Origin of the sequence: Streptomyces sp. NPDC092370, assembly GCF_044755265.1 — a bacterium.
Taxonomy (GTDB): domain Bacteria; phylum Actinomycetota; class Actinomycetes; order Streptomycetales; family Streptomycetaceae; genus Streptomyces.
Window position 1 is genome coordinate 295,648 of record NZ_JBIVQO010000006.1, and the last position, 23,066, is coordinate 318,713.

Sequence of the window (23,066 nt, forward strand, 5' to 3'; positions counted from 1 at the left end):
GGCCCGGGCCCCTACGCCACCAGCACCGTGTGCGTCCAGGCCGGCGCGGTCGTCTCCCGCGGTTGCGCCGAGCGGGCGAGGGAGCGGCGGTCGGGACTGCTGCCCGGGGGTATGGGGTCCAGGATCTCGACCTCCGCGATCAGGCCGCGGGCCGTCACCACCCGCCACAGGGAGGCCAGCAGTGTGTCCTCGCCGACGTACGCGGGGGCCGTGGTGGGCGTTCCGCCGCCGAGCCGGTAGCCGATGCGCACCGGCTGGACCGGCACCCCGGCGTCCAGGGCGGCCTGGAAGACGGCCCGGCGGAAGGTGCCTTGGGCCCGGCCGCACCAGGTGCTGCCCTCGGGGAACGCCGCGACCGCGGCGCCCTCGCGCAGGGCCCCGGCGACCCGGGCGACCGTGTCCGGGAGGGCTCGCAGCCGGTCCCGGTCGATGAACAGGGTTCCGCCGCGCGCGGCCAGCGCACCGGCGACGGGCCAGCGCCGTACCTCGGTCTTGGCCAGCATCCGGGCGGGACGGACGGCGGCCAGCAGCGGGACGTCCAGCCAGGAGATGTGGTTGGCGACCAGCAGCAGCCCGCCGGTGGGCGCGGCGGCACCGGTGATACGGACCCGGACCCCTGCGGCCCGCACGATCCACCGGCACCACCGCCGGACCGGGGACGCCGGTATCCGGGCCCGGACGGGTGTCAGTGCGACCCCGCAGAGCAGGAGCAGGAGGACCGCGGTGAGCCGCAGCACGGCACGCGGCACGGCCCGTGCCCGCACGGCCGCCGGCTTGTCGACACAGGCCTGCGGGGTGCAGGGCGCGGTGGGCAGCCAGGCGCTCATCAGGCCGGTACGAGGGAGAGGAAGTGCCGCAGGTAGCGCCCGTTGACACGGCTCATCGGCAGCAGCACGTACAGGTCGGCGACGCCGAAGTCCGGGTCGTGGGCCGGTTCGCCGCACACCCAGGCACCCAGGCGCAGGTAGCCGCGCAGCAGGGCGGGCAGTTCGACGCGGGCGGCGGGCGCGGGGCCCGGCGTCCACGGCAGCAGCGGCCGCACCCGGAACTCCTCCGGCGACAGGTGCTTGCCGCTCACCCGGTCCCAGGTGGCGGACGCGAGGGTGCCGCCGTCGGCGAGCGGGACGGAGCAGCACCCGGCGAGCCACTCGTGGCCGCCCTCGACCATGTAGCGGGCGATACCGGCCCAGATGAGGCTGATGACCGCGCCGTCGCGGTGGCCGGGGTGCACGCAGGAGCGGCCGACCTCGACGAGCCGCGGCCGGATCCCGTCGAGCGAGGTCAGGTCGAACTCGCCCTCGGAGTACAGCCGCCCGGCGACCGCCGCGCGCTCCGGCGGCAGCAGCCGGTAGGTGCCGACGACCTCGCCGGTCGTCTCCTCCCGGACGAGCAGGTGGTCGCAATACGCGTCGAACGGGTCGGCGTCGAGGCCCGGCTGCGGGCCGGAGAGCAGCGCCCCCATCTCCCCGGCGAAGACGTCGTGCCGCAGCCGCTGCGCGGCACGTACGTCCTCCTCGTTCCGGGCGAGGGCGACGGTGTAGCGGGTGGGGGCCGCGGGTTGCGCGGGGCGGTCGACGGTCAGTACGCCGGTCATGGCTCTCTCCTGGTCACGGGCCGGGGCGGCGAGCGATGCCACCGCTCACTGTTGTGCCCATGCCGACTGAAGCCCGCGTGACCTGTGCCAGGAGAGAGGATGTGCGGCTGTTGAACTACCGCTTGGCGGCCTTCCGCGCGGCGCGCAGCCACTCCTTGTTCATGCTGGTGATGGACATGAGCGGAATCCCCTTGGGACAGGCGGTGGCGCACTCGCCGGCGAGGGTGCAGCCCCCGAACCCCTCCTCGTCCATCTGCTCCACCATGTCCAGCACCCGTGTCTCCCGCTCGGGCGCCCCCTGCGGCAGCACGTTCAGATGGTTGATCTTGGCGGACGTGAACAGCATCGCCGCCCCGTTGGGACAGGCCGCCACGCACGCCCCGCAGCCGATGCACTCGGCATGTTCGAAGGCGAAGTCGGCATCCGGCTTCGGCACCGGCGTGGCGTGCGCCTCGGGAGCCGCCCCGGTCGGCGCGGTGATGTACCCGCCGGCCTGGATGATCCGGTCGAAGGCCGACCGGTCCACGACCAGGTCCTTGATCACCGGGAACGCCGCTGCCCGCCACGGCTCGACGTCGATCGTGTCGCCGTCCTGGAACGACCGCATGTGCAGCTGGCAGGTGGTGGTGCGCTCGGGCCCGTGCGCGTCGCCGTTGATGACGAGCGAACACGCCCCGCAGATGCCCTCGCGGCAGTCGTGGTCGAAGGCGACGGGGTCCTCGCCCTTGACGATGAGTTCCTCGTTGAGCGTGTCGAGCATCTCCAGGAAGGACATGTCGGGCGAGATCCCGTCCACCTCGTACGTGGACATCGTGCCGTCGGCGTCGGCGTTCCGCTGCCGCCAGACGCGCAGGGTGAGCTTCATGCGTAGCTCCGCTGGGTGGGGTGGACGTACTCGAAGACCAGGTCTTCCCTGTGCAGGACGGGAGCCTCGCCGGTGCCGGTGAACTCCCAGGCGGCCGCGTACCCGAACTCCTCGTCCTTGCGTGCGGCCTCGCCGTCGGGAGTCTGGGACTCCTCGCGGAAGTGACCGCCGCAGGACTCCTCGCGGTGCAGCGCGTCGAGGCACATCAGCTCGGCGAGCTCCAGGTAGTCGACGATGCGGTTGGCCTTCTCCAGCGACTGGTTGAACTCCTCACCGGTGCCGGGCACCTTGATGCGCCGCCAGAACTCCTCGCGGATCTGCGGGATGCGCTCCAGGGCCTTGCGCAGCCCCGAGTCGGTGCGGGCCATGCCGCAGAACTCCCACATGAGTTCGCCGACCTCGCGGTGGAAGGAGTCGGGAGTGCGGTCGCCGTCGACGGACAGCAGCAGGTTGATCCGGTCCTGGGTGTCGGCCAGCACTTCCTGGACGGCTGGGTGTTCGTCGCTGACCGCCTCGTGATGCGGGTTGCGGGCCAGGTAGTCGTTGATGGTCGAGGGGAGGACGAAGTAGCCGTCCGCGAGTCCCTGCATCAGCGCGGAGGCGCCGAGCCGGTTGGCGCCGTGGTCGGAGAAGTTGGCCTCGCCGATCGCGAACAGCCCGGGGATCGTGGTCTGGAGGTCGTAGTCGACCCACAGGCCTCCCATCGTGTAGTGCACGGCGGGGTAGATCCGCATCGGCACCTCGTACGGGTCCTCGTCGGTGATCCGCTGGTACATGTCGAAGAGGTTGCCGTACTTGGCCTCGACGGCCCCCCGGCCCATGCGCTTGATGGCGTCGGCGAAGTCGAGGTAGACGCCCTGCCCGCCGGGGCCCACTCCCCTGCCCTCGTCGCAGACGTTCTTCGCGGCGCGGGAGGCGATGTCCCGGGGGACGAGGTTGCCGAAGGACGGGTAGATGCGCTCCAGGTAGTAGTCGCGCTCCTCCTCGGGGATCTCGCCGGGCGGCCTGCGGTCCCCCTTCGCCTTCGGCACCCAGATACGCCCGTCGTTGCGCAGCGACTCGCTCATCAGCGTCAGTTTGGACTGGTGGTCGCCGGTGCGCGGGATGCAGGTGGGGTGGATCTGGGTGAAGCAGGGGTTGGCGAAGTACGCGCCGCGCCGGTGGGCCCGCCAGACGGCGGTGGCGTTGGAGTTCATGGCGTTCGTCGACAGGTAGAAGACGTTGCCGTAGCCGCCGGAGGCGAGCACCACGGCGTCCGCGAAGTACGTGTCGATCCGGCCGGTGATCAGGTCCCGGGCCACGATGCCGCGCGCCCGCCCGTCGACGACGATCAGGTCGAGCATCTCGGTGCGCGGGTGCATCTCGACGTTCCCCGCGGCGATCTGCCGGCTGAGGGCCTGGTAGGCGCCGAGCAGCAACTGCTGGCCCGTCTGGCCGCGGGCGTAGAAGGTGCGCGAGACCTGCACGCCGCCGAAGGACCGGGTGTCGAGCAGCCCGCCGTACTCACGGGCGAACGGCACGCCCTGCGCCACACACTGGTCAATGATCTCGACGGAGATCTGCGCGAGGCGGTGGACGTTGGACTCGCGGGCCCGGAAGTCGCCGCCCTTGACGGTGTCGTAGAACAGGCGGTGGACGGAGTCGCCGTCGTTGCGGTAGTTCTTCGCCGCGTTGATGCCGCCCTGCGCGGCGATGGAGTGGGCGCGGCGGGGCGAGTCCTGGTAGCAGAACTGGACGACGTGGTAGCCCTGTTCGGCGAGGGTTGCACCGGCGGACCCGCCGGCCAGGCCGGTGCCGACGACGATCACGGTGTGCTTGCGCCGGTTGGCGGGGTTGACCAGCTTGGCCTCGAAGCGGCGCTTGTCCCAGCGCTCGTTGACCGGCCCGGACGGGGCCTTGGTGTCGGCGACCGGCTCACCGGTCGCGTAGTCGGTGTAGGTCATGTCAGCTCACCACTCCGGTCATGACGCCCACGGGGACGGCGATGAAACCGGCCGTGAGCAGCAGCGCGAGGATGTTGGCGACGGCCTTCAGGGCACGGTCGCGGGTGCGGCTGCCGGCGCCGAGGGTCTGGGCGGCACTCCAGAAGCCGTGCCGGATGTGCAGGCCGAGCGCGAGCATCGCGACGATGTAGATGACGTTGCCGTACCAGGTGGAGAAGGTGTCCACGACGTTCTGGTACGGGTGGCCCTCCTGGAAGCCACCCGCGTGCACGGTGCCGGTGGTCAGGTCGAGGACGTGCCAGACGATGAACAGCCCGAGAATGATCCCGCCCCACCGCATGGTCCGCGTCGCGTAGCTCGCACGCGGCTTCTTGTGCACGTACCTGCTGGGGCGCGCCCTGATGTCGCGGCGGCTGAGCTGGTACGCGGCGACGGCGTGCGCGACCACGGCGGCCACCAGCACGACGCGGATCAGCCACAGCGTCCACTCGTAGTGCATGAACGGCTCGCCGACGGTGCGCAGCCAGTGCCCGTACGCGTTGAACTCGCCGGCGCCGAAGTAGATCTTCAGGTTCCCGATCATGTGGGCGATCAGGTACAGCAGCATGATCAGACCGCTGACCGCCATCACGGTCTTCTTGCCGACGGTGGAGTCCCACACGGTGCGTGCGAAGGACGGCCGCCGGTCCGTCCGCGTTGCGAGAGCCATGGAACAGCACGCTACGGACCCGCAGCCGATCGGTCCAAGACATGGTCCGGCTTGATTCCATAGCCTGGAGCTATCGTAGGAGGATGCAGTTCCAGCAGCTCCAGTACTTCGTGGCCGTCGCCGAGACCCGGCACTTCACCCGGGCCGCCGATCTGGTCCACGTCGCGCAACCGTCGCTGTCGCAGCAGATCAAGGCGCTGGAGCGGGAGCTGGGCGCGGATCTGTTCCTGCGCGCCCGGGGCAACATCACGCTCACGGACGCCGGGGAGGCGCTGCTCCCCCTTGCCCGGCGCATCCTGGCCGACGCGGACACGGCCCGCCACGAGGTGCAGGAACTGGTGCAGCTGCGCAGCGGGCGCGTGCGGCTGGGGGCGACGCCGAGTCTGTGCACGGGTCTGCTGCCGGATGTGCTGCGTGCCTTCCACGACCGCTACCCCGGCATCCGGCTGCTGATCGAGGAGGGCGGCTCGCACGATCTGGTGCGGGAGCTGGCGCGCGGGGCGCTGGATCTGGCGCTGATCGTGCTGCCGCTGCCCACCCCGTCGCCGGCGCTGACCACGGTGGAGCTGCTGCGGGAGGACCTGGTCGTGGTCTCCTCACCGGATGCCCCGAGCCCCGGCCGGGGCCGGCGTACGGTGCGCGTCGCCGATCTGGAGGGCGAACGCCTGGTGATGTTCCGGCACGGGTACGACCTGCGGGAGCTGACGGTGGCGGCGTGCCGGGCCGAGGGCTTCGAACCCGACTTCGCCGTGGAAGGCGGGGAGATGGACGCGGTGCTGGGGTTCGTGCGGGCCGGGCTGGGGGCGGCTGTGGTGCCTCGGATGGTGGCGGCCCGGTCCGGGCGCGGGCTGCGGGTGACTCCGCTGGCCCGGCCCGGACTGCATCGCGTGATCGCGCTGGCGCACCGCAGTGATGTGGCACCGCCCCGGGCCGCTCGGGAGTTGCAGCGGATGCTGCTGGAGCGGTGAGGCGGATGCGGGGGCGCCACTGGATGTGAGCGCCCTTGACGAGTGCGAGTCGACTGTGGCGTGCGCGCGGTTCTCCGCGCCCCTGAGGGCTTGACCCCCTAGCCCGTCGCGTCGACCAGGGCCAGTTCGTGCAGCCTCTCCGGAGGGCCCGGCCGGGCGTAGTACCAGCCCTGGGCCGTGTCGCAGCCCAGTATGCGCAGTTGCTCGGCCTGCGCCCCCGTCTCCACGCCCTCCACCGTCACCGCGAGGTCCAGGCTGTGGGCCAGGGAGACGATCCCCTCGACGATCTTCAGGTCGACCGGGTCCGCCGGGAACTGCTGCATGCTCTGGGTGAAGGACCGGTCCAGCTTCAGGATGCTGACCGGCAGCCGGCGCAGGTTGGCGAGGTTGGAGTAGCCCGTCCCGAAGTCGTCCAGGGCGATGTCGACTCCCATCTCCGCCAGCCTCCGCAGCGGCTTCAGCAGATCGTCGTCGGCACCGATCAGCGCCGACTCCGTGACCTCCAGGCACAGCGCGTCCGGCTCGATGCCCGTTCGTTCCAGGATGTCGACCGTGTCCTGGACGAGGCCGGGGTGCGTCAACTGGCACGGGGAGAGGTTCACGTTGATCCGCAGCGGCCCCGACGCCGCGACGCCGCCGTGCAGTTCCCGCCACTCACGGGCCTGGCGCACCGACTGCTCCAGCACCCAGCGCCCCAGCGGCACGATCAACCCGGTGTGCTCCGCGAGCGGGATGAACCGGTCCGGCCCGAGGACTCCGTGCTGCGGATGCAGCCAGCGCACCAAGGCCTCGGCGCCCCGGACGCTGCCGTCCCCGAGATGCACCAGCGGCTGGTACTCGATGAAGAACTCGCCCCGGTCCAGTGCCGTGGGCAGCGCCGTGGTCAGTCCGTGCCGCGTGATGACCCGGGCGTCGGCCTCCGGATCGGCGAGTTCGAAGCGGTTGCCGCCCGCCGACTTGGCCCGGTACATGGTGATGTCCGCGCTGCGCAGCACCTCCGCCGGGCTGCGTTCCCCGGCCGGGCCCTCGACGATGCCGATGCTGCCGCGCACGGTCAGCTCCCGGCCGTCGACACTGATCGGCGCGAGCAGTGCGTTCATGATGCGCCCGGCGAGTTCGTCGACCTCGCGCTGGGTGTCGGGACCGGTGGTCAGCGCCACGAACTCGTCGCCACCGAGCCGGGCGACCATCTCGCCCGGGCGCGTGGCGCAGGACTGGAGCCGGTCGGCGACCTCCACCAGCAGCCGGTCGCCGGCCGCGTGGCCGAGGCTGTCGTTGACGGTCTTGAAACCGTCGAGGTCCAGGTAGCACAGCCCGAACCGCTGGCCCTCCCCGGCGCTCAGTGCCTTCTCCAGGCGTTCGAAGAAGAAGGTGCGGTTCGGCAGGCCGGTCAGCGCGTCGTGCGTGGCCTCGTAGCGCAGCCGCAGGTTGAGCAGCCGCCGCTCGGTGGTGTCCTCCATGAGGGCGAGCTGGTACTGCGGATCGCCGTCGGCGTCCCTCAGCAGGGAGACGGTCAGGTTGGTCCACACGACGGTGCCGTCGGGGCGGTAGAACGCCTTCTCCAGGTGGTAGTGCTCCCGCTCGCCCCGCACGAGTTCGTCGTAGAGCCGCCAGGTCTGTGGAGCGTCGTCGGGGTGGGTCCAGTCCCGGACGTTGCGGTTGCGCAGCGTCTGCTCGGAGATCCCGAACATGCGCAGCAACGCCCCGTTGACCTGCAGTATGTTGCCCTCGAGGTCGGCCATGCCGATGCCTATGGCCGCGCCCTCGAAGACGGCGCGGAAACGCGCCTCGCTCGCGTGCAGGGCCTGCGCCACCACGCCCTGCGCCTGGAGGGCGGCCTGTGCGATGGCCTCCTGCTCGGTCAGGGTCCGCTCGCGCAGCGCCCGGGCGAAACCGGCCGCCATCGCGTGCTGGAGCCGCGCGCACCGCGCCCGCAGGCCCTCCTGGTCGCCGTCGCCGCCGCAGTACAGGACCAGGTAGGCGTCGACGCAGTCCAGGGTGCGGCTGAGCGCCTCCGGGTCGGTGCAGTGCACGTCCACCAGGGCGGCGCCGACCGACCTGCCGGCGTCGGAGTCGAAGGCCCGGGCCAGCAGTGCCTCGCTCAGACGGCGGGCCAGGGGCAGCAGTTGCGCCTCGAACTCGGGGCGGGTCGACGACGTCGAGGTCACCGGGAAGACGGCCCGGCTCCAGATCGTCGCGAACCGGCGCAGTCTGTCCTCCGGCCCGTCCGGTTCCGCGATCACGCCGTACGCCCCACGCCCGCGAACCCGGAGAACGCGTACGGGTCCTCGTCGTCCGGTGCGGTGTCGGGCCGCCAGCGAGGCATCGCCACCAGTCCGGGTTCCACCATGTCGTACCCCTCGAAGAACCGCGCGATCTCCTCGCGCGAGCGCATGATCAGCGGGTTGCGGATGTCCTCGTACACGTCCACCGCGCCCCCGGAGCGCTCCGGCGGCAGCGGGATCCCCTCGTAGGAGGCGTGGGTGAGTACGAGCAGGCTGCCGGGCGCGAGCGCCTCGCCCAGTGCGGCCACCGCCCCGTACGGGTCGTCCTCGTCTTCCACGAAGTGCAGTATGGCAACGAGGAGCAGGGCCACTGGCTGATTCAGGTCGATCAGCCGCTCCACCTCGGGACTGCGCAGGATCTCCTGAGGCTTGCGCAGGTCCGCGGCGACGATGCCCACGTCGTCGTTGCCCTCCAGGACCGCCTCGGTGTGCGCCACGGCCACCGGGTCGTGGTCGACGTACACCACGCGCGCGCCGGGGCGGGCGGTCTGGGCCACCTCGTGCACGTTGCCGAAGGTGGGGATGCCGGAACCGACGTCGAGGAACTGCGAGATGCCCTGGTCGGCCGCGTAACGCACGGCGCGGCGCAGGAAGGCGCGGTTCGCCTGCATGATCTTGGGGAGCCCCGGCATGAACTCCATGGCCCTGCGGGCCGCCTCCCGGTCGACCTCGAAGTTGTGCGATCCGCCCAGGTAGTAGTCGTACATCCGGGAAACGCTGGGCACCGAGATGTCGATGCTCCGTGGGGCCCAGGCGGGACGCTCCATCTATCTCTCCAAGGCGTAGGCGATCCGGTGTTCGAGCAGAGGCTACTGATCGCCCGCCAATGGAGCGACCCGAAACGGAAATTGACCATCCGTTCCCGGTCACTGCCTGCGGCACGTGCCGAATTGATACCCCTCCACAGACCCCCCGAACATACGACGATCAGTGCCCGAGGCGTTCCGGAGAGTCCTGTCCGGAAGGGAAAGCCGTCAAGGAGTGAATGAGTTCAGGTGCGGCACGCACAACGGTCCGCCCCTCCGTGGGGCACGGAGGGGCGGACCGGGTCTGCGCTGCGGGTGGACGCGATGATCAACCCGGGTACGTTTCCTGCTACTCCGACGCGCCGACCAGCTTTCCGTCGGGCCGGACGGCGAACCAGGTGCCGCCGACGCCCTGGCCGTTGGTGTCGCCGGGAGCCTTGTCGCCGGCGAAAGTGTAGATGGGCGAGCAGTTGATCGTCTGCTGCTTGCCCTTGCCGTCGGTCCGGTCGAAGGTCATGTAGCCCTTCTTCTGGATGCCCTTGGTGTCGGCGAAGTCGACGGGCTCCACCAGCGGCCACTTCTCCAGGCACGCACCGCTGCAGTTCGAGACGGGCTTGGGCCAGGCCTCGTCCTTCTTGAACCGGTAGACGGTCATGCCGTTCTTGTCGACGACGATCTCGCCGAGCTTGGGGTCGTTGCGCGTGGACAGCCCGGCCTGGACCGCTTCGCCACCGCCGTCGACTTCCCCGCCGCCCTGCGCCTTCTTGCCGTCGGGGGCGAGCGCGTACCACTTGCCGCCCACGCCCTGGCCCTTGACGTCACCGGCGTTGACGTCCTTGGCGTAGCGGTAGGCCGGCCAGCCGCCGACCGTGAGCTGCTTGGTGCCATCGGCCCGCGTGACCGAGCCGAGCAGCGCCTTGTCGATTCCCTCGCCCGCCTCTGCGTCGTCGGCCGGGACCGGAGGCCAGGTCTTGGCGCAGTCGCCGTCGCAGTTCGTCTTGGGCGGCTCGGCCGTGTCCTGGTCGAACCGGTAAAGGGTGAGGCCGAGACTGTCGGTCACCACCTTGCCGACCTCTTCGGCGGTGGAGACGGACAACTTGCCCGCGGGGCTGGACGGGCTGGACGGGCTCGGCGCGGCCGGCTGGCCGCTCGCGGTGCCACTCGCTCCCGTCCCGGTGCCCGCACCGATGTTTCCGTAGTCCCCGGGCGCGGCCGTGGCGCCCACGTTCTGGCTGGCCGCCGGTGGGCTGTCCTGACCGCACGCCGTCGTCAGCGCCAGGACCGCCGCGGCGCTCGCCACGAGTGAGGCGCTCCGCCAGGAGGTCTTCATCGTCAACTCCCCATAATCGCAAGGGTGTTGCAGCGCCCTACTGCGCCGCCGCACGACCATGAGTACGCATGGGGGTGGCCATTGTGTTCAACCGTCGGCCACATTTCTTTCCGGAACCCGTGGCGGGCCCCCTGCGCCGTCGCACACGCGTGCGCTCCGAGCACCTGCGGACTACCGCCGATCAAACCGACGACACCCCGATATCCCTCCTTCGGGGCAATCCCCTTGCGCTCCGGCACATCCTGGCGGCACAGGGCTCATGATCTTCGTCGTGCATGGACCCCTCGCGACTCAAGCCGCCCTCTCCGCACGGGTCTTGGCGGTGGCGACGCTCACCTGGGCGCTCGTCGGCGCACCGGCCGGCGTAGCGGTGGCCGACGCCTGCGCGTACGCCTCGACGGGGCCGGACGGCACCGAGGCGGTGGCGTACGCCGGAAGCAGGAAGACCTGGCCGACCAAGCCGCCGTGCCCGCCGCCCACGCCGACCCCCACACCCAGCCCGACCCCCACACCCACTCCGACCCCCGCTCCGCCACCACCGCCGAAGCCGCCGCCACCGCCACCGCCGAAGCCGACACCGACCCCGAAGCCGCCGCCCTCGCCCACACCCCCGCCCCCGCCCCCGAAACCGGCCCCCACGGCCAGACCCGAGCCGCCACCTCCCCCGCCGCCCGCGCCACGCCCGGCGCCATTCCAGCCCCGGCCGGCCCCGAGGCCCGTGCCACCACGGCCCGCTCCCCCGGCTCCGGCTCCGCCGGCCACACCGGCACCGCGTCCGTCCGCGACGCCGGTGCACTACCCGCGGTACCGGGCCACGCCGCCGCGGCCGCGGCCGGCGAACGGCACGATGTCGCCGCTCACCTTCGTCCTGCTCGTCACGGTGCCCGCGGTGGTGGCCGTCGCCGCGCTGCGCGCGCGCTGATCCCTGAAGCCCCTGGAGGTACCTCTTGCCGGAATGGCTTGTTCTCACCCTCGCGATGCTGGCCGCCTGTGCCGTGGTGGTCCTCATCACCTTCGTACGCCACCGCACGGCGTCCGAGGACGAAGACCCCAGTGAGACCCCGGACGTCATCGAGTACATGACGATGTGGATCGGCGTGGTCTACGCGATCGTCCTGGGCCTGGCGATCGCCGGTGTCTGGGAGGGGCGCAGCGCCGCCCAGGACCACGTGCAGGCCGAGGCCACCGCTCTGCACGAGATCTCGGAGCGGGTGCGGGTCTACCCGGCCGAGGAGCGCGACCGCATCCGTGACGACATCCACACCTATGTGAGCCATGTCGTCACCACCGAGTGGGACACCATGGCCGACAAGGGCGAGATGACCGAGCGCGGCACCGAGCTCTTCGAGCGGATCCGTCAGGACGTCACCGACTACGAGCCGGCGTCCGACTTCGAGGCCCAGGCCTACCAGCCGCTGCTGGACCAGGTGACCGCGGCGAACCAGGCCCGGATCGCCCGGGCGGAGTCGACCGGGGAGACCATGCCGGGGGTGGTGTGGTTCGGGCTGATCGCCGGGGCCGTCATCACCATCGGGATGATCTTCGCCCTGCAGATCCGCAGAACGACCCGTGAACTGGTCCTCGCCGGGCTCTTCTCGGCGCTGATCGCCTTCCTGCTGTTCCTCATCTGGGACTTCGACTCGCCCTACAGCCGGGGCGTGACCGCGTCGGCGGACCCGTTCCTGAGCCTCTTCCCGGGCGTCGAGGACTGACGGCGAACTCCAGCACTGATCCCTGCCGGGGGGCCGAGCGACACACCGTCGAGGTCCCCCGGCCGCGCAACGGCGTTCCCCCGGGCGGCCCACACCCGTGCCCCATTCGCGCTACTGCGATCGCGCCCTCGTGCGCTCCTTTCTAGCGTTTCGGGCATCGAGGTGCATTTGTGACGTGAGCGGAACAGGTCCGCGATTGCTCCTCGGGGACCCGGAGGATTCACCATGCGCGCGATATGCCTCGCTTCGGCCGCACTGCTGGGCGCCGGCGCCCTCACCTCCTGCGTGCCCGCCGACGCGGCGATCCGTACCGACTTCGTCTTCGGCGTCGAGCCCTCGACCGTCGCGCCGGGGGGCGAGGTCACCGTGCGGGTCGAGCGCAACCGAGCGTGCCGCGGCAAGGCGGCGGTCAACTCACCGGTCTTCGACATGGTCACCATCGCGCCGCACGAGTCCTGGGCGACGGCCGTCGTGGACTGGGACGCCAAACCCGGTGCCGTGTACAACGTGGAGTTCGAGTGCGACAGGTCGAGCGGCAGGGCGTTCCTGACGATCGCGGACGACCGCCCGACGTATCACCCCACGCACCACCCCGGCCATCACAAGGCGCACCACCCCCACAAGGGTGTGCACGCCGGTGAGGGCGGCACGGTCGCCGGCTTCGACCTCAAGGAGATCGGCCTGGGCGCCGCGCTGATCGCCGGGTCGCTCGGTGTCGCTTACCACTTCTCGCGCCGCCGCGCCGACGAGGACGCCGGCTGACACAATTCCGGCCGCAGGCCCAGGCCCTTTTCCGGCCGCAGGCCCAGGCCCCGGCCCCCCGAGTGCGGGGGGCCGGGGCCTGGGCCGTTCACGTGCGAGGAGGCGGCGCCGGAGCGAGGCGTCAGATGCGCCGCTCGGCCCGGCGGCGCATCCAGAACACGCCGCCGCCGACGACCGCCGCGGCCATCAGACCGCCGCCGATGGCCATGTCGGTGGGGGTCGCACCAGTGGTGCTGCTGCCGCCGAGACCGCCGCGGACCCCGCCGATGACGGTGAAGGCCTGCGGCGCGGTCAAGGTCCTGCCGTTGCAGGTGACCGTGATGTCGTACGCGCCAGGACGGGCGTTGCTGTTGATGATGGCGGTGCCCCGCGCGGTCTCGTTGCCGTCGCCGCCCCTGCCGCCCTCGTTGCCGTCGCCGCCCCTGCCGCCGTCGCCGCCCCTGCCGCCGTCGTTGCCGTCACCGCCCCTGTCGCCCTCGTTGCCCCTGCCGGCGTGGTGGGTGGGCGACAGCCGGGTCGGCGCAAACGCGTTGGACGTGGCCGTGCCGCCGTGACGGCAGCCGTCGACCGTGATGGTCAGCTGGCCGCCACGGGCGATCACGCCGGGCAGGGCGACGATGTTGCTGGGCCTGTCCCACGCGGTGGCTGCGGGGGCGGAGAGGCCGAGGGCGGCGACCGCTGCGCCGGCGACCGCCAGGGCACGAGTGTTACGCATGTGAACCTCCGCGGAAGACGCCCCGGGACCCGTCCCCGGTCGATCGGCGAGAAAGCGCCTCCCAGAAAGACAGTCAGTTGCCGTGCCACAAGACGCATTTCGGGAATGGTCCGTCCTGGTGAGAGAAGACCACACGGCAGAACCGCACAATCGGATATCGCCGCAGGTCACGGACCGTCAGAAATTTCCTCGCGGCGGCAACTCGGATGGCGCACCTCATATCCGCGCTCCGCCCGTTCCGGCCCCGGGCCACCCGTTCGCCCCCGCCCCGTCGCCGGTTTCCGGCGTGCCGCTTAGCGTGCTGGTATGCGCGATTGACACGGCGACGGCCGTGTCGAGAGGGGATGGCGAATGTCTGCGTCCGAGCTGGCCGAGGCGGAAGAGGAGGCACGGCGGAAGAAGCGCGCCCCGTGGGGCGTGATAGCGCTTGTTCTGCTGACCGGCCTCGCGCTCATCCGGAATGGTTCCGGGGAGTTCGACGAGGGCCCACCGCAGCCGGCGACCGCGGCGGCGGCAGACAGCCGGGTGCCCGGCGGCACCTTCGCCGGGACCGTACGCCCCTTGCCCTACGCCCTCCCGGACCGGGTCAGGATCCCGGCGATCCAGGTCGACGCGCCGATCATCCCGGTGGGCCTGGACGCGGACGGCTGGGTCGGCGCGCCGCCGCCGGAGGACCCCAACCTGGCCGGCTGGTTCACCGGTGCCGTCACCCCCGGGGAGAAGGGCACCGCGGTCGTGGTCGGCCATGTCGACAACCAGCAGGGCCCCGCCGTGTTCTACGGACTCGGGGCCCTGAAGCAGGGCAACCGCGTCGAGGTGGCCCGGCAGGACGGCAAGACCGCCGTGTTCGAGATCTACGGCGTCGAGGTGTTCGACAAGAACAACTTCCCCGGAGACCGTGTCTACGCTTCCAAGGGCGCTCCGGAGCTGCGGGTCATCACCTGCGGCGGCGGCTTCTCCCAGCAGGAGGGCTATGCGGGGAACGTCGTCGCGTTCGCCCGCCTGGTCGAGGTGCTCTGAGCGTTCCCGGCCTGACCGGCGAGAGCCCCGAGGCGTCCCTCACGCGTAGTGCCGCCGGGGCACGGTGACGTGGTAGCCGGAGTCCAGAAGTTCCGGCAGATAGCGCCGCAGGGCCCGCACGCTCTGCGAGCGGTCGCCCCCGGCGTCGTGCGAGAGCAACACGACACCGGGGGCGGCTCCGCGTTCGACCCGCTTGGTGATGGAACGGGTCCCGGGGGTGGTCCAGTCGAGGGTGTCGACCGTCCAGGCGAGCGATTCCATGCCGAGTTCGGCGCCGATCTGGAAGACGGCCCGGTTCCAGGCGCCGTAAGGGGCGCGGAACCACTCGGGGCGCTCCCCGTAGGCGTCCTCGATGACGTCGCAGGTGCGTTCCATCTCGGAGCGGATCCGCCGGCGGGTGAGCCGGGTGAGCAACGGGTGGGACCAGGTGTGGTTTCCCACGACGTGGCCCTCGTCGGCCATCCGGGCCAGCAGGTTCTTGTTGCCGACGGCCATCTCGCCGCACACGAAGAACATCGCGCGCACGTCGTACTTGGCCAGCGTGTCCAGGATGGCCGGGGTGTAGCGGGGGTCGGGGCCGTCATCGAAGGTCAGCACCATGGTCCGGCCGCGGCCGGACACGCGCAGCAGCGGTTCGCGGCGTACCAGGGTTCGGCGGGGCACGGCGCGCGGCGGGCCGAAGCCGGTGATGGGCTGGAGTCGGTACGCGGAGGACTTGGGGGGGATGTGGTCCTGCGGGCCCGCGGCCGGGGGGGAGGCGACGGGCCCGTCCCCGGTGACCGTCGTGAGCACTCCCGCCGTCGCGACCGCTCCCGCGGTTCCGGCGCCCGCGATCAACGCCCGGCGCCGGGTGAGCAGCCGGGAGGGCAACTGATCCTTCTTCATGACTCATCAGTCGCCCGGCGGACTCCCGACGCACCTGACCAACACCGGTGTGGCGGCACACATTCACCCGTTCGGCCCACGCAGAAGGGTCAGCGTCGGCGTACCAGAGGGAAGGGCAGGGTCTCGCGGATCGTCAGGCCGGTGAGGAACATGACCAGCCGGTCGACGCCGATGCCGAGGCCGCCGGTGGGCGGCATGGCGTATTCGAGGGCGTCGAGGAAGTCCTCGTCGAGTTCCATCGCCTCGGGGTCGCCCCCGGCGGCGAGCAGGGACTGTGCGGTGAGGCGGCGGCGCTGTTCGACGGGGTCGGTGAGCTCGGAGTAGGCGGTGCCGAGTTCGGTGCCGAAGGCGACGAGGTCCCAGCGTTCGGCGAGGCGCGGATCGGTGCGGTGCTGCCGTGTCAGGGGGGAGACGTCGGTCGGGAAGTCCTTGTAGAAGGTGGGCAGCTGGGTCTTCTCCTCGACGAGCCGCTCGTACATCTCCAGGACGACGTCGCCGTGGCCGTCGTCGGCGGTGTACGGCACGCCGACGCGGTCGCACAGCCGGAGCAGCGCGGGCAGGTGTGTACCGGGGTGGATCTCCTCGCCGAGGGCCTCGCTGATGGCGCCGTAGACGGTCTTGACGGGCCAGCGGCCGGAGATGTCGTACTCCGTGCCGTCCTTGTGGGCGACGGGGCTGCCGAAGGCGGCGGTCGCGGCGCCCTGGACGAGTTCGCGGACCAGGTCGAGCATCACGTCGTAGTCGGCGTAGGCCTGGTAGGCCTCCAGCATCGTGAACTCGGGGTTGTGCTTGTAGGAGACGCCTTCGTTGCGGAAGGTGCGGCCGAGTTCGAAGACCTTCTCCAGCCCGCCGACGCACAGCCGCTTCAGGTACAGCTCGGGGGCGATGCGCAGGTAGAGGTCGAGGTCGTAGGCGTTGATGTGGGTGGTGAAGGGGCGGGCGTTGGCGCCGCCGTGGATCTGCTGGAGCATCGGCGTCTCGACCTCGAGGTAGCCGCGGTCCAGCAGGCCCTGGCGCAGGGCCTGGACGGCGGTGGAGCGGGCGCGGATCACCTCGCGGGCGTCGGGGCTCGCGACCAGGTCGAGGTAGCGGCGGCGGACCTTGGCCTCGGGGTCGGCCAGGCCCCGGCGCTTGTCGGGCAGGGGGCGCAGGCACTTGCCGGTGAGCTGCCAGGAGGTGACGAAGACGGTCGGCTCGCCCTGGTCGCTGACGCCCGCCTGGCCGGTGACGGTGATGTGGTCGCCGATGTCGGTGTCGGCGGTGAAGCGGTCCAGGGCGAGGCCGCAGCGGTCGCGGGTGAGGGCGAGTTGGTGGTCGCCGGACCAGTCGCGCAGGACGACGAAGACGATGCCGCCGAAGTCGCGGACGAGCATGATCCGGCCGGCGACGGTGACCTCCTCGCCCGGCCGGACCTCGGCCAGGGTATGGGTGCGGGCCGGGATGCCCACCGGGTAGGGGTCGGTGCCGTCGGCGCGCAGCCGGCCGAGCTTGTGGTGCCGGACGCGGACCTGGTCGGACAGGCCGCAGAGGGGGTCGGCGGGCTCGGTCCCGTCCCCTCCGGCGAGGCCGAGCGCCGCCAACGACGGCAGCCCCTCCGTGGTGGCGGGCCGCTGCCCGCCCTTCGGGTGCCCTTTTCCCCAGAGTTTGCGCATGGACGGTACGGAGACGAAGCCCTCGGCGATGCCGGAGGCGAGCCCGACCCGGGCGAGGGAGGCGGCCTCCGCGTAACAGAGGAAGCGGGGGTACCACTCGGGGTGGTACTTGGCGTTGGAGCGGTACAGGGCCTCCAGCTGCCACCACTTGGAGAAGAACAGCAGCAGGCGGCGCCAGAGGCGCAGCACCGGTCCCGCGCCGATGCGGGCGCCCTCCTCGAACACGGAGCGGAACACGGCGAAGTTGAGCGAGACCTTGCGCACGCCGAGTTTCGGGGCGGCGGCGCACAGTTCCGCGACCATGAACTCCATGACGCCGTTCGGAGCGGTGCGGTCACGGCGCATCAGGTCCAGGGAGACGCCGTCCCTGCCCCAGGGCACGAAGGACTGGATGGCGAGGAGCCGTCCCTCCGGGTCGAGGGCCTCGGCGAGGAGGCAGTCGCCGTCCGCCGGGTCGCCGAGGCGGTCCAGGGCCATGGAGAAGCCGCGTTCGGTCTCGGTGTCGCGCCAGGCGTCGGCCCGCTCGACGAGTTGCCGCATCTCCTCCTCGGAGAGGGTGGAGTGGCGGCGGACCCGGCAGGTGACGCCGAGGCGGCGGACGCGGTTGACGGCCTGGCGGGTGACACGCATGTCACGGCCGTCGAGGTCGAAGTCGAGGACGCGCAGGATCGCCTCGTCGCCGAGCTGGAGTGCGCCGAGCCCGGCGCGGACGAAGGCCCGGGCCCCCTCCTCGGATGCGCCCATCACGGCCGGGACCCAGGCGTGGCGGCGTGCCACCTCCTGCCAGGCGGCGATCGCGTGCGGCCAGGCCTCCCGGTCGCCCACGGGGTCACCGCTGGCCAGGCACACCCCGACCTCGACGCGGTAGGTGACGGCTGCTTTGCCGCTGGGTGAGAAGACGGCGGCCTTGTCGCGGCGGGTGGCGAAGTAGCCGAGGGAGTCCTGGTCGCCGTAGCGGCCGAGGAGGGCGCGGATGCGGGCCTCCTCGTCGTCGTGCAGGGCGGCTTCGAGGCGCTGGGAGCGGAAGAGGGTGGCGGCGGCGTTCAGCAGGGCGAGCGCGCCGAACAGGCCGAGCAGGAAGAACAGGGTGTGCGGCGGGCGGCCGTCGAAGCTGCCGGCGGGCACGAGGCCGCCGCAGACCCGGTTCGCCGCCCAGGCCAGGCGCTCGCCGCTCGGCAGGCTGCCCGGGAACGCCTCGACCAGGGCCCAGCCGACCAGGATCGCCACGACCAGGCCGGCCACCAGGACGGCGAGGGCCCGGCGTACGGCGGCGCGGCGGGAGGCGGCGTAGAACTCCTTGCGGGCGATGACCAGCAGGATCAGGGCGAGACCGCACACCACGAAGGAGGGAACGGACTCGGCGAACTCGCCGTCGGCCATGCCGAGGATGTCGGTGAGGACCAGCAGGCCCAGGTAGACGACCACCAGCCACCAGGCGATCTTCTTGCGTGCGCCGGTCGCGGCGGCGAGCAGGAACAGGAAGACGGCGTAGGCGAGGTTGGCGCTGACCGGAACGAGCAACAGGTCCAGGAAGCGGACGACCGGGCGCAGGCCGGTGCGCAGCGGGGGGATCAACGCGAGCAGGGCGCAGAGCAGACCGAGAGCCCCGAAGAAGACCGCGAAGCCCTCGGGCACCCGGCTCAGGAGGCCGTGTGCCCGGCGGGGTGGCCGTATCGGGCCTGCGGTGTCCTCGGCCGTCCCGGTGTCCGCGATGACGCTCATGCCTTCGACTGTAGGAACCCCCGGGCCTCCTCGCCCGTCGAGCGCCCGGCCGCGGGACCACGCGGTTCGATGGCCTCGCGGCGTGACGGAACACCACTCCCCACAGTTCGAGCGGGGCACGGACGGGCCGAAGGTGATCGTGGTCGGGGTGGACGGCTCCGACTCCTCCCTGGGGCCGCGGCCCACGCCGGCGGCCTGGCCCGGCGGCAGCGCGCGCTGCTCGCCGTGGTGTACGTGCAGCCGGTGCTGGCGGCGGGCGCTGCGCTGGGGGCACCGGTCCCGGAGACGACGGACGAGATCGCCGAGGACCTGGCGGCGCGGATCCGGGACACCGCCGAGCGGCTGAAGGGGGTATTCGAGGTCCGCTGGGAGTTCCACACCTTCCGCGGCGATCCGTACAACGGCCTGGTGAAGGCGGCCGACGAGCTCGCGGCGGACGCGGTGGTCGTGGGCGCCTCGGAACAGGCGGGCCACCGCATCGTCGGCTCGGTGGCGGTACGCCTGGTGAAGGCGGGCCGGTGGCCGGTGACGGTCGTGCCGTAGGCCGGATCGGGGGCTTTGCCCGATGTGTGCGTGGTGTCTTCCGTCGGGCGGTCGCTTGCGCCATCATGATCCGCCGTCAGCCGTTTGCCACTCGTGAAGAGGTGAGGCGCATGGCCGGGCTCCGGACGGGCGAGGGGATTCTCCGTCGCAAACCCATCGAGCAGATCGAGGAGACGGAAGCCGGCGAGGGCGGTCGGCTGGAACGGTCGCTGGGGCTGTGGCAGCTGACCGCGATCGGGGTCGGCGGCATCATCGGCGCGGGCATCTTCACGCTCGCGGGAACCGTCGCCAACGGCACGGCGGGACCCGCCGTGCTCATCTCCTTCCTCATCGCGGGCGTCGCGAGTGCCGCCGCCGCCCTGTCGTACGCCGAGTTCGCCGGGCTCATCCCGAAGGCCGGCTCGGCCTACACCTACGGCTACGCGGTGCTCGGCGAGCTGGCGGGCTGGTTCATCGGCTGGGACCTCCTGCTGGAGTACACGGCGATCGTGGCGGTGGTCGCGATCGGCATCTCCGGCTACTTCAGCTTCCTGGTCGGCGAGATGGGCGCCGATCTGCCCGCCTGGATGCTGGGCGCCCCGGGCACCGGAGACGGCCACCGGATCGACCTGTTCGCGGCGCTGCTGTGCCTGCTCACCGCCTACCTGCTGAACCTCGGCATCAAGAACGCGGCCCGTTTCGAGACGGTCGTGGTGATCCTGAAGGTCCTGGTCGTGCTGCTGGTGATCGGGGTCGGCGTGTTCCACATCGACACCGCGAACTACAACCCGTTCTTCCCGTACGGCGTGGGCGGGGCGTTCACGGGCGCGGCGACGGTGTTCTTCGCGGTGTTCGGCTATGACGCCATGTCGACGGCGGCCGAGGAGTCCAAGGACGCGCAGCGGCACATGCCGAAGGCGATCATCTACTCGCTCGTTATCTCGATGGTGCTGTACGTGGCGGCCTGCCTGGTGCTGACGGGCATGCAGGACTACAAGGACATCGACAAGGAGAGCGGCTTCTCGACGGCGTTCAAGTCGGTGGGGCTGGGCGCGCTGGCGGACGTCATCGCGGTGGGCGCGATCATCGGCATCCTCACGGTGATGTTCACGTTCATGCTGGGTGTGACCCGGGTGTGGTTCTCGATGTCCCGGGACGGGCTGCTGCCCAGGTGGTTCGCGAAGACGCACCCGACACGGCACGTGCCGACGCGGGTCACCTGGATCGTCGGGGTGGCCTCGGCCGCCATCGCCGGGTTCCTGCCGATCGGCGAGGCGGCCGAACTGACCAACATCGGCATCCTGCTGGCGTTCGTGGTGGTGTGCACGGCGGTGATCATGCTGCGCTACCGGCAGCCGGAACTGCCGCGCACGTTCCGTACGCCGTGGATGCCGGTGGTGCCCGCGGTGGGCGTCGTCTTCTCGATCTGGCTGATCACGTTCCTGCAATGGCAGACCTGGATGCGGTTCGCCGTCTGGCTCGCGCTGGGGCTGGTGGTCTACTTCGCCTACTCGTACCGCAGTTCCGAGATGGCGCGGCGCGGACCCGGGGAACCGGGGTAGGCGCTACTTGCCCATCACCAGTCCGTCCCCGGCCGCGCCCCGGCTGAGCACGACGTCGCGGATGCGGTCGCGGACGGCCCGGACGTCGGCGCCCCGGGCGATCGCCCGGTTGAGGTTCACGACGCGGCCGGCGTCGACGTCGAACAGCTGCGGGACGAACTCCGCCTTCGTCACCTCCCAGCGCTCGCCCGGCCGTGCGGGCGGGGCGAAGGTGAAGCGGCCGAGGGTGGACTGGTTGCCCCGCGGGTCCGTGGCGCCCTGGTAGTTGGTCATCTCGCCGGCGATCTGATCCCCCATGCCGTAGATCACCCAGGTGCCGTTGACCTTCTCGTAGGCCTGCGGGACGTGCGCGTGGGTGCCGAGGATCAGGTCGATGTCGGGGCGGTCCCCGGTGCGTGCGGCGGTGAGGGTCCGGGCCAGGGTCAGCTGCCGGTCGTCGGGGGCGTCCTGCCACTCGGTGCCCCAGTGCAGGGAGACCGCGACGACGTCGGCGCCCGCCCGGCGCGCGGCCCGGGCGTCCTCGATGATCCTGGTCTCGTCGATGAGGTTGACGGCCCAGGGCTGCCCGTCCGGGAGAGGGAAGCCGTTGGTGTCGTAGGTGTAGGCGAGGTGGGCGACCTCGGCCGGGCCGGCCCGCAGGACGGTCGCCGTGGCCGCCTCTTCCTCGGTGCGGGCCGAGCCGGCGTGCCGGACGCCCGCGCGGTCGAGGGCGTCGAGGGTACGGCGGATGCCGTCGGCGCCGTCGTCCAGGGTGTGGTTGGAGGCGGTGGAGCAGCCGTCGTAACCGGTGACGGCGAGGGCCCGGGCCACCTCGGGCGGGGACTTGAAGGTGGGGTAGCCGGTGTAGGCGCCATTCGCGCCGTAGACGGTCTCCATGTGGCACAGGGACACGTCGGCGCGGGAGACGACGGAGCGGATCCCGGAGAGCATCGGCCGGAAGTCGTAGTCGGTGCCGCCGGCGTCGAAGCGGGCGCGGTCGATGATCGAGCTGTGCGGGAGGACGTCGCCGGAGGCGACCAGCGTGAAGCCGCGGGGAGCGGCCGCGGCCGGTGCCGGGCGTCCGCGGTCGGGCTTGTCGTGGCCTCGGGCCTGGCAGGCAGCGCCTGCCGCGAGGACGACGGTCAGGGCCAGGGCGACCTGTCGGCTGCGTGCGAGCATGCATTCACCCCACTGTGGGCGTTGTGGTCGTATTTACACACGAACAGGAAAGAAGGCTCACACCGCCCCACGCGGCTCCGACACGCTCATCGGCCTCTCCGGCACCCGCATGGCCGGGCACCCTGACCGTTCGTCGAACCGTTCGTCGACGCGATCGACCGTCCGCCGCACAGCCGGGTACGTGCCCTGTGCCCCGGCCGCGCCCTGCGGTGGCATACGGCCATGACGGCCGGATCCACACTCATGAACGGGACGACCGCCGAGCACGAGCTCGCCGCACTGCAGCGCGAGCACGGCCGGCCCCTCTTCGCGCTGCTGCTGCGGCTCTGCGACGGCGACCGGCAACGCGCGGAGGACTTGGTGCAGGAGACGCTGGTGCGCGCCTGGCAGCATCCCGAGGCCCTGCGCACCGACGACTTCGACTCCGTGCGGCCCTGGCTGATGACCGTGGCGCGGCGGCTCGCGATCGACGCCCGGCGGGCCCGTCAGGCCCGTCCGGCCGAGGTCGGCGACGCGGTGCTGGAGAACGCGCGGGTCATCTCCGACCACGCGGAGCGGGCCGCGGCGATGCTGGACGTCCGCCAGGCTGTGAAGACACTCACTCCGGAGCACCGTGAAGTCCTGGTGCTGGTGTATTTCCAGGGGGCGAGTGTGGCGGAAGCCGCGGCGACCCTCGGCATCCCGCCCGGTACCGTGAAGTCCCGCGCGTACTACGCGCTGCGCGCCCTGCGCAGGGTGCTACCGGGATACGCCGCCGACCTGCGGTGAAACCCATGGGTGGGTCAAGCCTCCGTAAAGCGCCTTGCCGATGACCCCAGTTGAGTAATCGGCTGTTCTCATCCGTGTTCCGCAAGGGGGCCGTCAGCGCTCCCGGGGCCCGGTGTCGGGCGACGCGCACGTACCGGAGGAAGGCAGG

20 protein-coding genes and 1 pseudogene are annotated in these 23,066 nt (G+C 71.4%); 8 read left to right on the forward strand and 13 right to left on the reverse strand.

Going from position 1 to position 23,066, the window contains the following annotated elements; all coding sequences use genetic code 11:
• Positions 1–11: 11 nt before the first annotated feature.
• From ACIQHQ_RS20570 to ACIQHQ_RS20590, 5 genes are all read right to left on the reverse strand, one after another.
• Entirely contained in the window at positions 12–827 is an 816-nt protein-coding gene (locus ACIQHQ_RS20570; protein ID WP_402613324.1) for a lysophospholipid acyltransferase family protein, read from the reverse strand.
• On the reverse strand, positions 827–1,594 hold the full coding sequence (locus ACIQHQ_RS20575) for a GNAT family N-acetyltransferase (protein WP_402613325.1): 768 nt from the start codon (positions 1,592–1,594) through the stop codon (positions 827–829). Before ACIQHQ_RS20575 ends, ACIQHQ_RS20570 begins: the two co-directional genes overlap by 1 nt.
• Positions 1,595–1,709: 115 nt before the next feature.
• Positions 1,710–2,459, reverse strand: coding sequence for a succinate dehydrogenase/fumarate reductase iron-sulfur subunit (locus tag ACIQHQ_RS20580; protein ID WP_402613326.1), 750 nt, complete (start codon positions 2,457–2,459; stop codon positions 1,710–1,712).
• Complete coding sequence (locus tag ACIQHQ_RS20585; RefSeq protein ID WP_402613327.1) at positions 2,456–4,402, reverse strand: fumarate reductase/succinate dehydrogenase flavoprotein subunit; 1,947 nt, start codon at positions 4,400–4,402, stop codon at positions 2,456–2,458. Before ACIQHQ_RS20585 ends, ACIQHQ_RS20580 begins: the two co-directional genes overlap by 4 nt.
• 1 nt (position 4,403) lies before the next feature.
• The gene (locus ACIQHQ_RS20590; protein ID WP_402613328.1) at positions 4,404–5,111 is read right to left on the reverse strand and encodes a succinate dehydrogenase; all 708 of its coding nucleotides are present in this window, start codon (positions 5,109–5,111) and stop codon (positions 4,404–4,406) included.
• Between the two features lie 83 nt (positions 5,112–5,194).
• On the opposite strand from ACIQHQ_RS20590, the gene ACIQHQ_RS20595 reads away from it, so the two are divergent.
• Positions 5,195–6,079: a LysR family transcriptional regulator gene (locus ACIQHQ_RS20595; protein ID WP_402613329.1), complete on the forward strand. Its 885-nt coding sequence runs from the start codon at positions 5,195–5,197 to the stop codon at positions 6,077–6,079.
• Between the two features lie 98 nt (positions 6,080–6,177).
• Here the strand turns inward: ACIQHQ_RS20595 and ACIQHQ_RS20600 are convergent, their stop codons facing one another.
• The 4 genes from ACIQHQ_RS20600 to ACIQHQ_RS20615 form a co-directional block, all read right to left on the reverse strand.
• Positions 6,178–8,322: a putative bifunctional diguanylate cyclase/phosphodiesterase gene (locus tag ACIQHQ_RS20600; RefSeq protein WP_402613330.1), complete on the reverse strand. Its 2,145-nt coding sequence runs from the start codon at positions 8,320–8,322 to the stop codon at positions 6,178–6,180.
• Positions 8,319–9,131, reverse strand: a complete 813-nt coding sequence (locus ACIQHQ_RS20605) for an SAM-dependent methyltransferase (protein WP_402613331.1) — start codon at positions 9,129–9,131, stop codon at positions 8,319–8,321. Before ACIQHQ_RS20605 ends, ACIQHQ_RS20600 begins: the two co-directional genes overlap by 4 nt.
• Positions 9,132–9,459: 328 nt before the next feature.
• Positions 9,460–10,440, reverse strand: a complete 981-nt coding sequence (locus tag ACIQHQ_RS20610; RefSeq protein WP_402613332.1) for an SCO0930 family lipoprotein — start codon at positions 10,438–10,440, stop codon at positions 9,460–9,462.
• 291 nt (positions 10,441–10,731) lie between these two features.
• A complete protein-coding gene (locus ACIQHQ_RS20615; RefSeq protein WP_402613333.1) occupies positions 10,732–11,079 on the reverse strand; it encodes a hypothetical protein in 348 nt (115 codons plus the stop codon).
• Positions 11,080–11,230: 151 nt separating this feature from the next.
• Between ACIQHQ_RS20615 and ACIQHQ_RS20620 the strand changes: the two genes are divergently transcribed.
• The 3 genes from ACIQHQ_RS20620 (at position 11,231) to ACIQHQ_RS20630 (ending at position 12,914) form a co-directional block, all read left to right on the forward strand.
• Positions 11,231–11,362 (forward strand): hypothetical protein, encoded by a 132-nt coding sequence (locus ACIQHQ_RS20620; RefSeq protein WP_390978191.1) that lies wholly within the window; start codon positions 11,231–11,233, stop codon positions 11,360–11,362.
• A 25-nt stretch (positions 11,363–11,387) separates the two neighbouring features.
• Positions 11,388–12,152: a DUF4239 domain-containing protein gene (locus tag ACIQHQ_RS20625; RefSeq protein WP_402613334.1), complete on the forward strand. Its 765-nt coding sequence runs from the start codon at positions 11,388–11,390 to the stop codon at positions 12,150–12,152.
• 225 nt (positions 12,153–12,377) lie between these two features.
• Positions 12,378–12,914, forward strand: a complete 537-nt coding sequence (locus tag ACIQHQ_RS20630; RefSeq protein WP_402613335.1) for a hypothetical protein — start codon at positions 12,378–12,380, stop codon at positions 12,912–12,914.
• A gap of 121 nt (positions 12,915–13,035) precedes the next feature.
• On the opposite strand, the gene ACIQHQ_RS20635 is transcribed toward ACIQHQ_RS20630, so the two are convergent.
• Entirely contained in the window at positions 13,036–13,629 is a 594-nt protein-coding gene (locus ACIQHQ_RS20635) for a hypothetical protein (RefSeq protein WP_402613336.1), read from the reverse strand.
• Positions 13,630–13,980: 351 nt separating this feature from the next.
• On the opposite strand from ACIQHQ_RS20635, the gene ACIQHQ_RS20640 reads away from it, so the two are divergent.
• Positions 13,981–14,649, forward strand: a complete 669-nt coding sequence (locus ACIQHQ_RS20640) for a class F sortase (protein WP_402613337.1) — start codon at positions 13,981–13,983, stop codon at positions 14,647–14,649.
• A 39-nt stretch (positions 14,650–14,688) separates the two neighbouring features.
• Here ACIQHQ_RS20640 and ACIQHQ_RS20645 read toward each other — a convergent pair whose 3' ends face one another.
• Together ACIQHQ_RS20645 and lysX are read right to left on the reverse strand one after the other, a co-directional pair.
• Positions 14,689–15,534: a polysaccharide deacetylase family protein gene (locus tag ACIQHQ_RS20645; RefSeq protein ID WP_402613338.1), complete on the reverse strand. Its 846-nt coding sequence runs from the start codon at positions 15,532–15,534 to the stop codon at positions 14,689–14,691.
• A gap of 89 nt (positions 15,535–15,623) precedes the next feature.
• Complete coding sequence (lysX, locus tag ACIQHQ_RS20650; RefSeq protein WP_402613339.1) at positions 15,624–18,908, reverse strand: bifunctional lysylphosphatidylglycerol synthetase/lysine--tRNA ligase LysX; 3,285 nt, start codon at positions 18,906–18,908, stop codon at positions 15,624–15,626.
• A gap of 82 nt (positions 18,909–18,990) precedes the next feature.
• Between lysX and ACIQHQ_RS20655 the strand changes: the two are divergent.
• Together ACIQHQ_RS20655 and ACIQHQ_RS20660 are read left to right on the forward strand one after the other, a co-directional pair.
• Positions 18,991–19,451: pseudogene (locus tag ACIQHQ_RS20655) on the forward strand (universal stress protein).
• 110 nt (positions 19,452–19,561) lie between these two features.
• Entirely contained in the window at positions 19,562–20,992 is a 1,431-nt protein-coding gene (locus tag ACIQHQ_RS20660; RefSeq protein WP_402613340.1) for an amino acid permease, read from the forward strand.
• Positions 20,993–20,995: 3 nt separating this feature from the next.
• Here ACIQHQ_RS20660 and ACIQHQ_RS20665 read toward each other — a convergent pair whose 3' ends face one another.
• Positions 20,996–22,150, reverse strand: coding sequence for a CapA family protein (locus ACIQHQ_RS20665; RefSeq protein ID WP_402613341.1), 1,155 nt, complete (start codon positions 22,148–22,150; stop codon positions 20,996–20,998).
• A gap of 222 nt (positions 22,151–22,372) precedes the next feature.
• Here ACIQHQ_RS20665 and ACIQHQ_RS20670 point away from each other — a divergent pair, with 222 nt between their 5' ends.
• Complete coding sequence (locus ACIQHQ_RS20670) at positions 22,373–22,918, forward strand: sigma-70 family RNA polymerase sigma factor (RefSeq protein WP_402613342.1); 546 nt, start codon at positions 22,373–22,375, stop codon at positions 22,916–22,918.
• The last annotated feature ends 148 nt before the right edge of the window (positions 22,919–23,066 follow it).

Excerpts from the sequence above, each read along its gene's own strand:
- ACIQHQ_RS20635 (WP_402613336.1), bottom strand. The coding sequence starts at position 13,629 with ATGCGTAACACTCGTGCCCTGGCGGTCGCCGGCGCAGCGGTCGCCGCC.
- ACIQHQ_RS20665 (WP_402613341.1), bottom strand. The coding sequence starts at position 22,150 with ATGCTCGCACGCAGCCGACAGGTCGCCCTGGCCCTGACCGTCGTCCTC.
- ACIQHQ_RS20595 (WP_402613329.1), top strand. The coding sequence starts at position 5,195 with ATGCAGTTCCAGCAGCTCCAGTACTTCGTGGCCGTCGCCGAGACCCGG.
- ACIQHQ_RS20670 (WP_402613342.1), top strand. The coding sequence starts at position 22,373 with ATGACGGCCGGATCCACACTCATGAACGGGACGACCGCCGAGCACGAG.
- ACIQHQ_RS20660 (WP_402613340.1), top strand. The coding sequence starts at position 19,562 with ATGGCCGGGCTCCGGACGGGCGAGGGGATTCTCCGTCGCAAACCCATC.
- ACIQHQ_RS20575 (WP_402613325.1), bottom strand. The coding sequence starts at position 1,594 with ATGACCGGCGTACTGACCGTCGACCGCCCCGCGCAACCCGCGGCCCCC.
- lysX (WP_402613339.1), bottom strand. The coding sequence starts at position 18,908 with ATGAGCGTCATCGCGGACACCGGGACGGCCGAGGACACCGCAGGCCCG.
- ACIQHQ_RS20570 (WP_402613324.1), bottom strand. The coding sequence starts at position 827 with ATGAGCGCCTGGCTGCCCACCGCGCCCTGCACCCCGCAGGCCTGTGTC.
- ACIQHQ_RS20630 (WP_402613335.1), top strand. The coding sequence starts at position 12,378 with ATGCGCGCGATATGCCTCGCTTCGGCCGCACTGCTGGGCGCCGGCGCC.
- ACIQHQ_RS20645 (WP_402613338.1), bottom strand. The coding sequence starts at position 15,534 with ATGAAGAAGGATCAGTTGCCCTCCCGGCTGCTCACCCGGCGCCGGGCG.
- ACIQHQ_RS20580 (WP_402613326.1), bottom strand. The coding sequence starts at position 2,459 with ATGAAGCTCACCCTGCGCGTCTGGCGGCAGCGGAACGCCGACGCCGAC.
- ACIQHQ_RS20640 (WP_402613337.1), top strand. The coding sequence starts at position 13,981 with ATGTCTGCGTCCGAGCTGGCCGAGGCGGAAGAGGAGGCACGGCGGAAG.
- ACIQHQ_RS20605 (WP_402613331.1), bottom strand. The coding sequence starts at position 9,131 with ATGGAGCGTCCCGCCTGGGCCCCACGGAGCATCGACATCTCGGTGCCC.
- ACIQHQ_RS20610 (WP_402613332.1), bottom strand. The coding sequence starts at position 10,440 with ATGAAGACCTCCTGGCGGAGCGCCTCACTCGTGGCGAGCGCCGCGGCG.
- ACIQHQ_RS20590 (WP_402613328.1), bottom strand. The coding sequence starts at position 5,111 with ATGGCTCTCGCAACGCGGACGGACCGGCGGCCGTCCTTCGCACGCACC.
- ACIQHQ_RS20585 (WP_402613327.1), bottom strand. The coding sequence starts at position 4,402 with ATGACCTACACCGACTACGCGACCGGTGAGCCGGTCGCCGACACCAAG.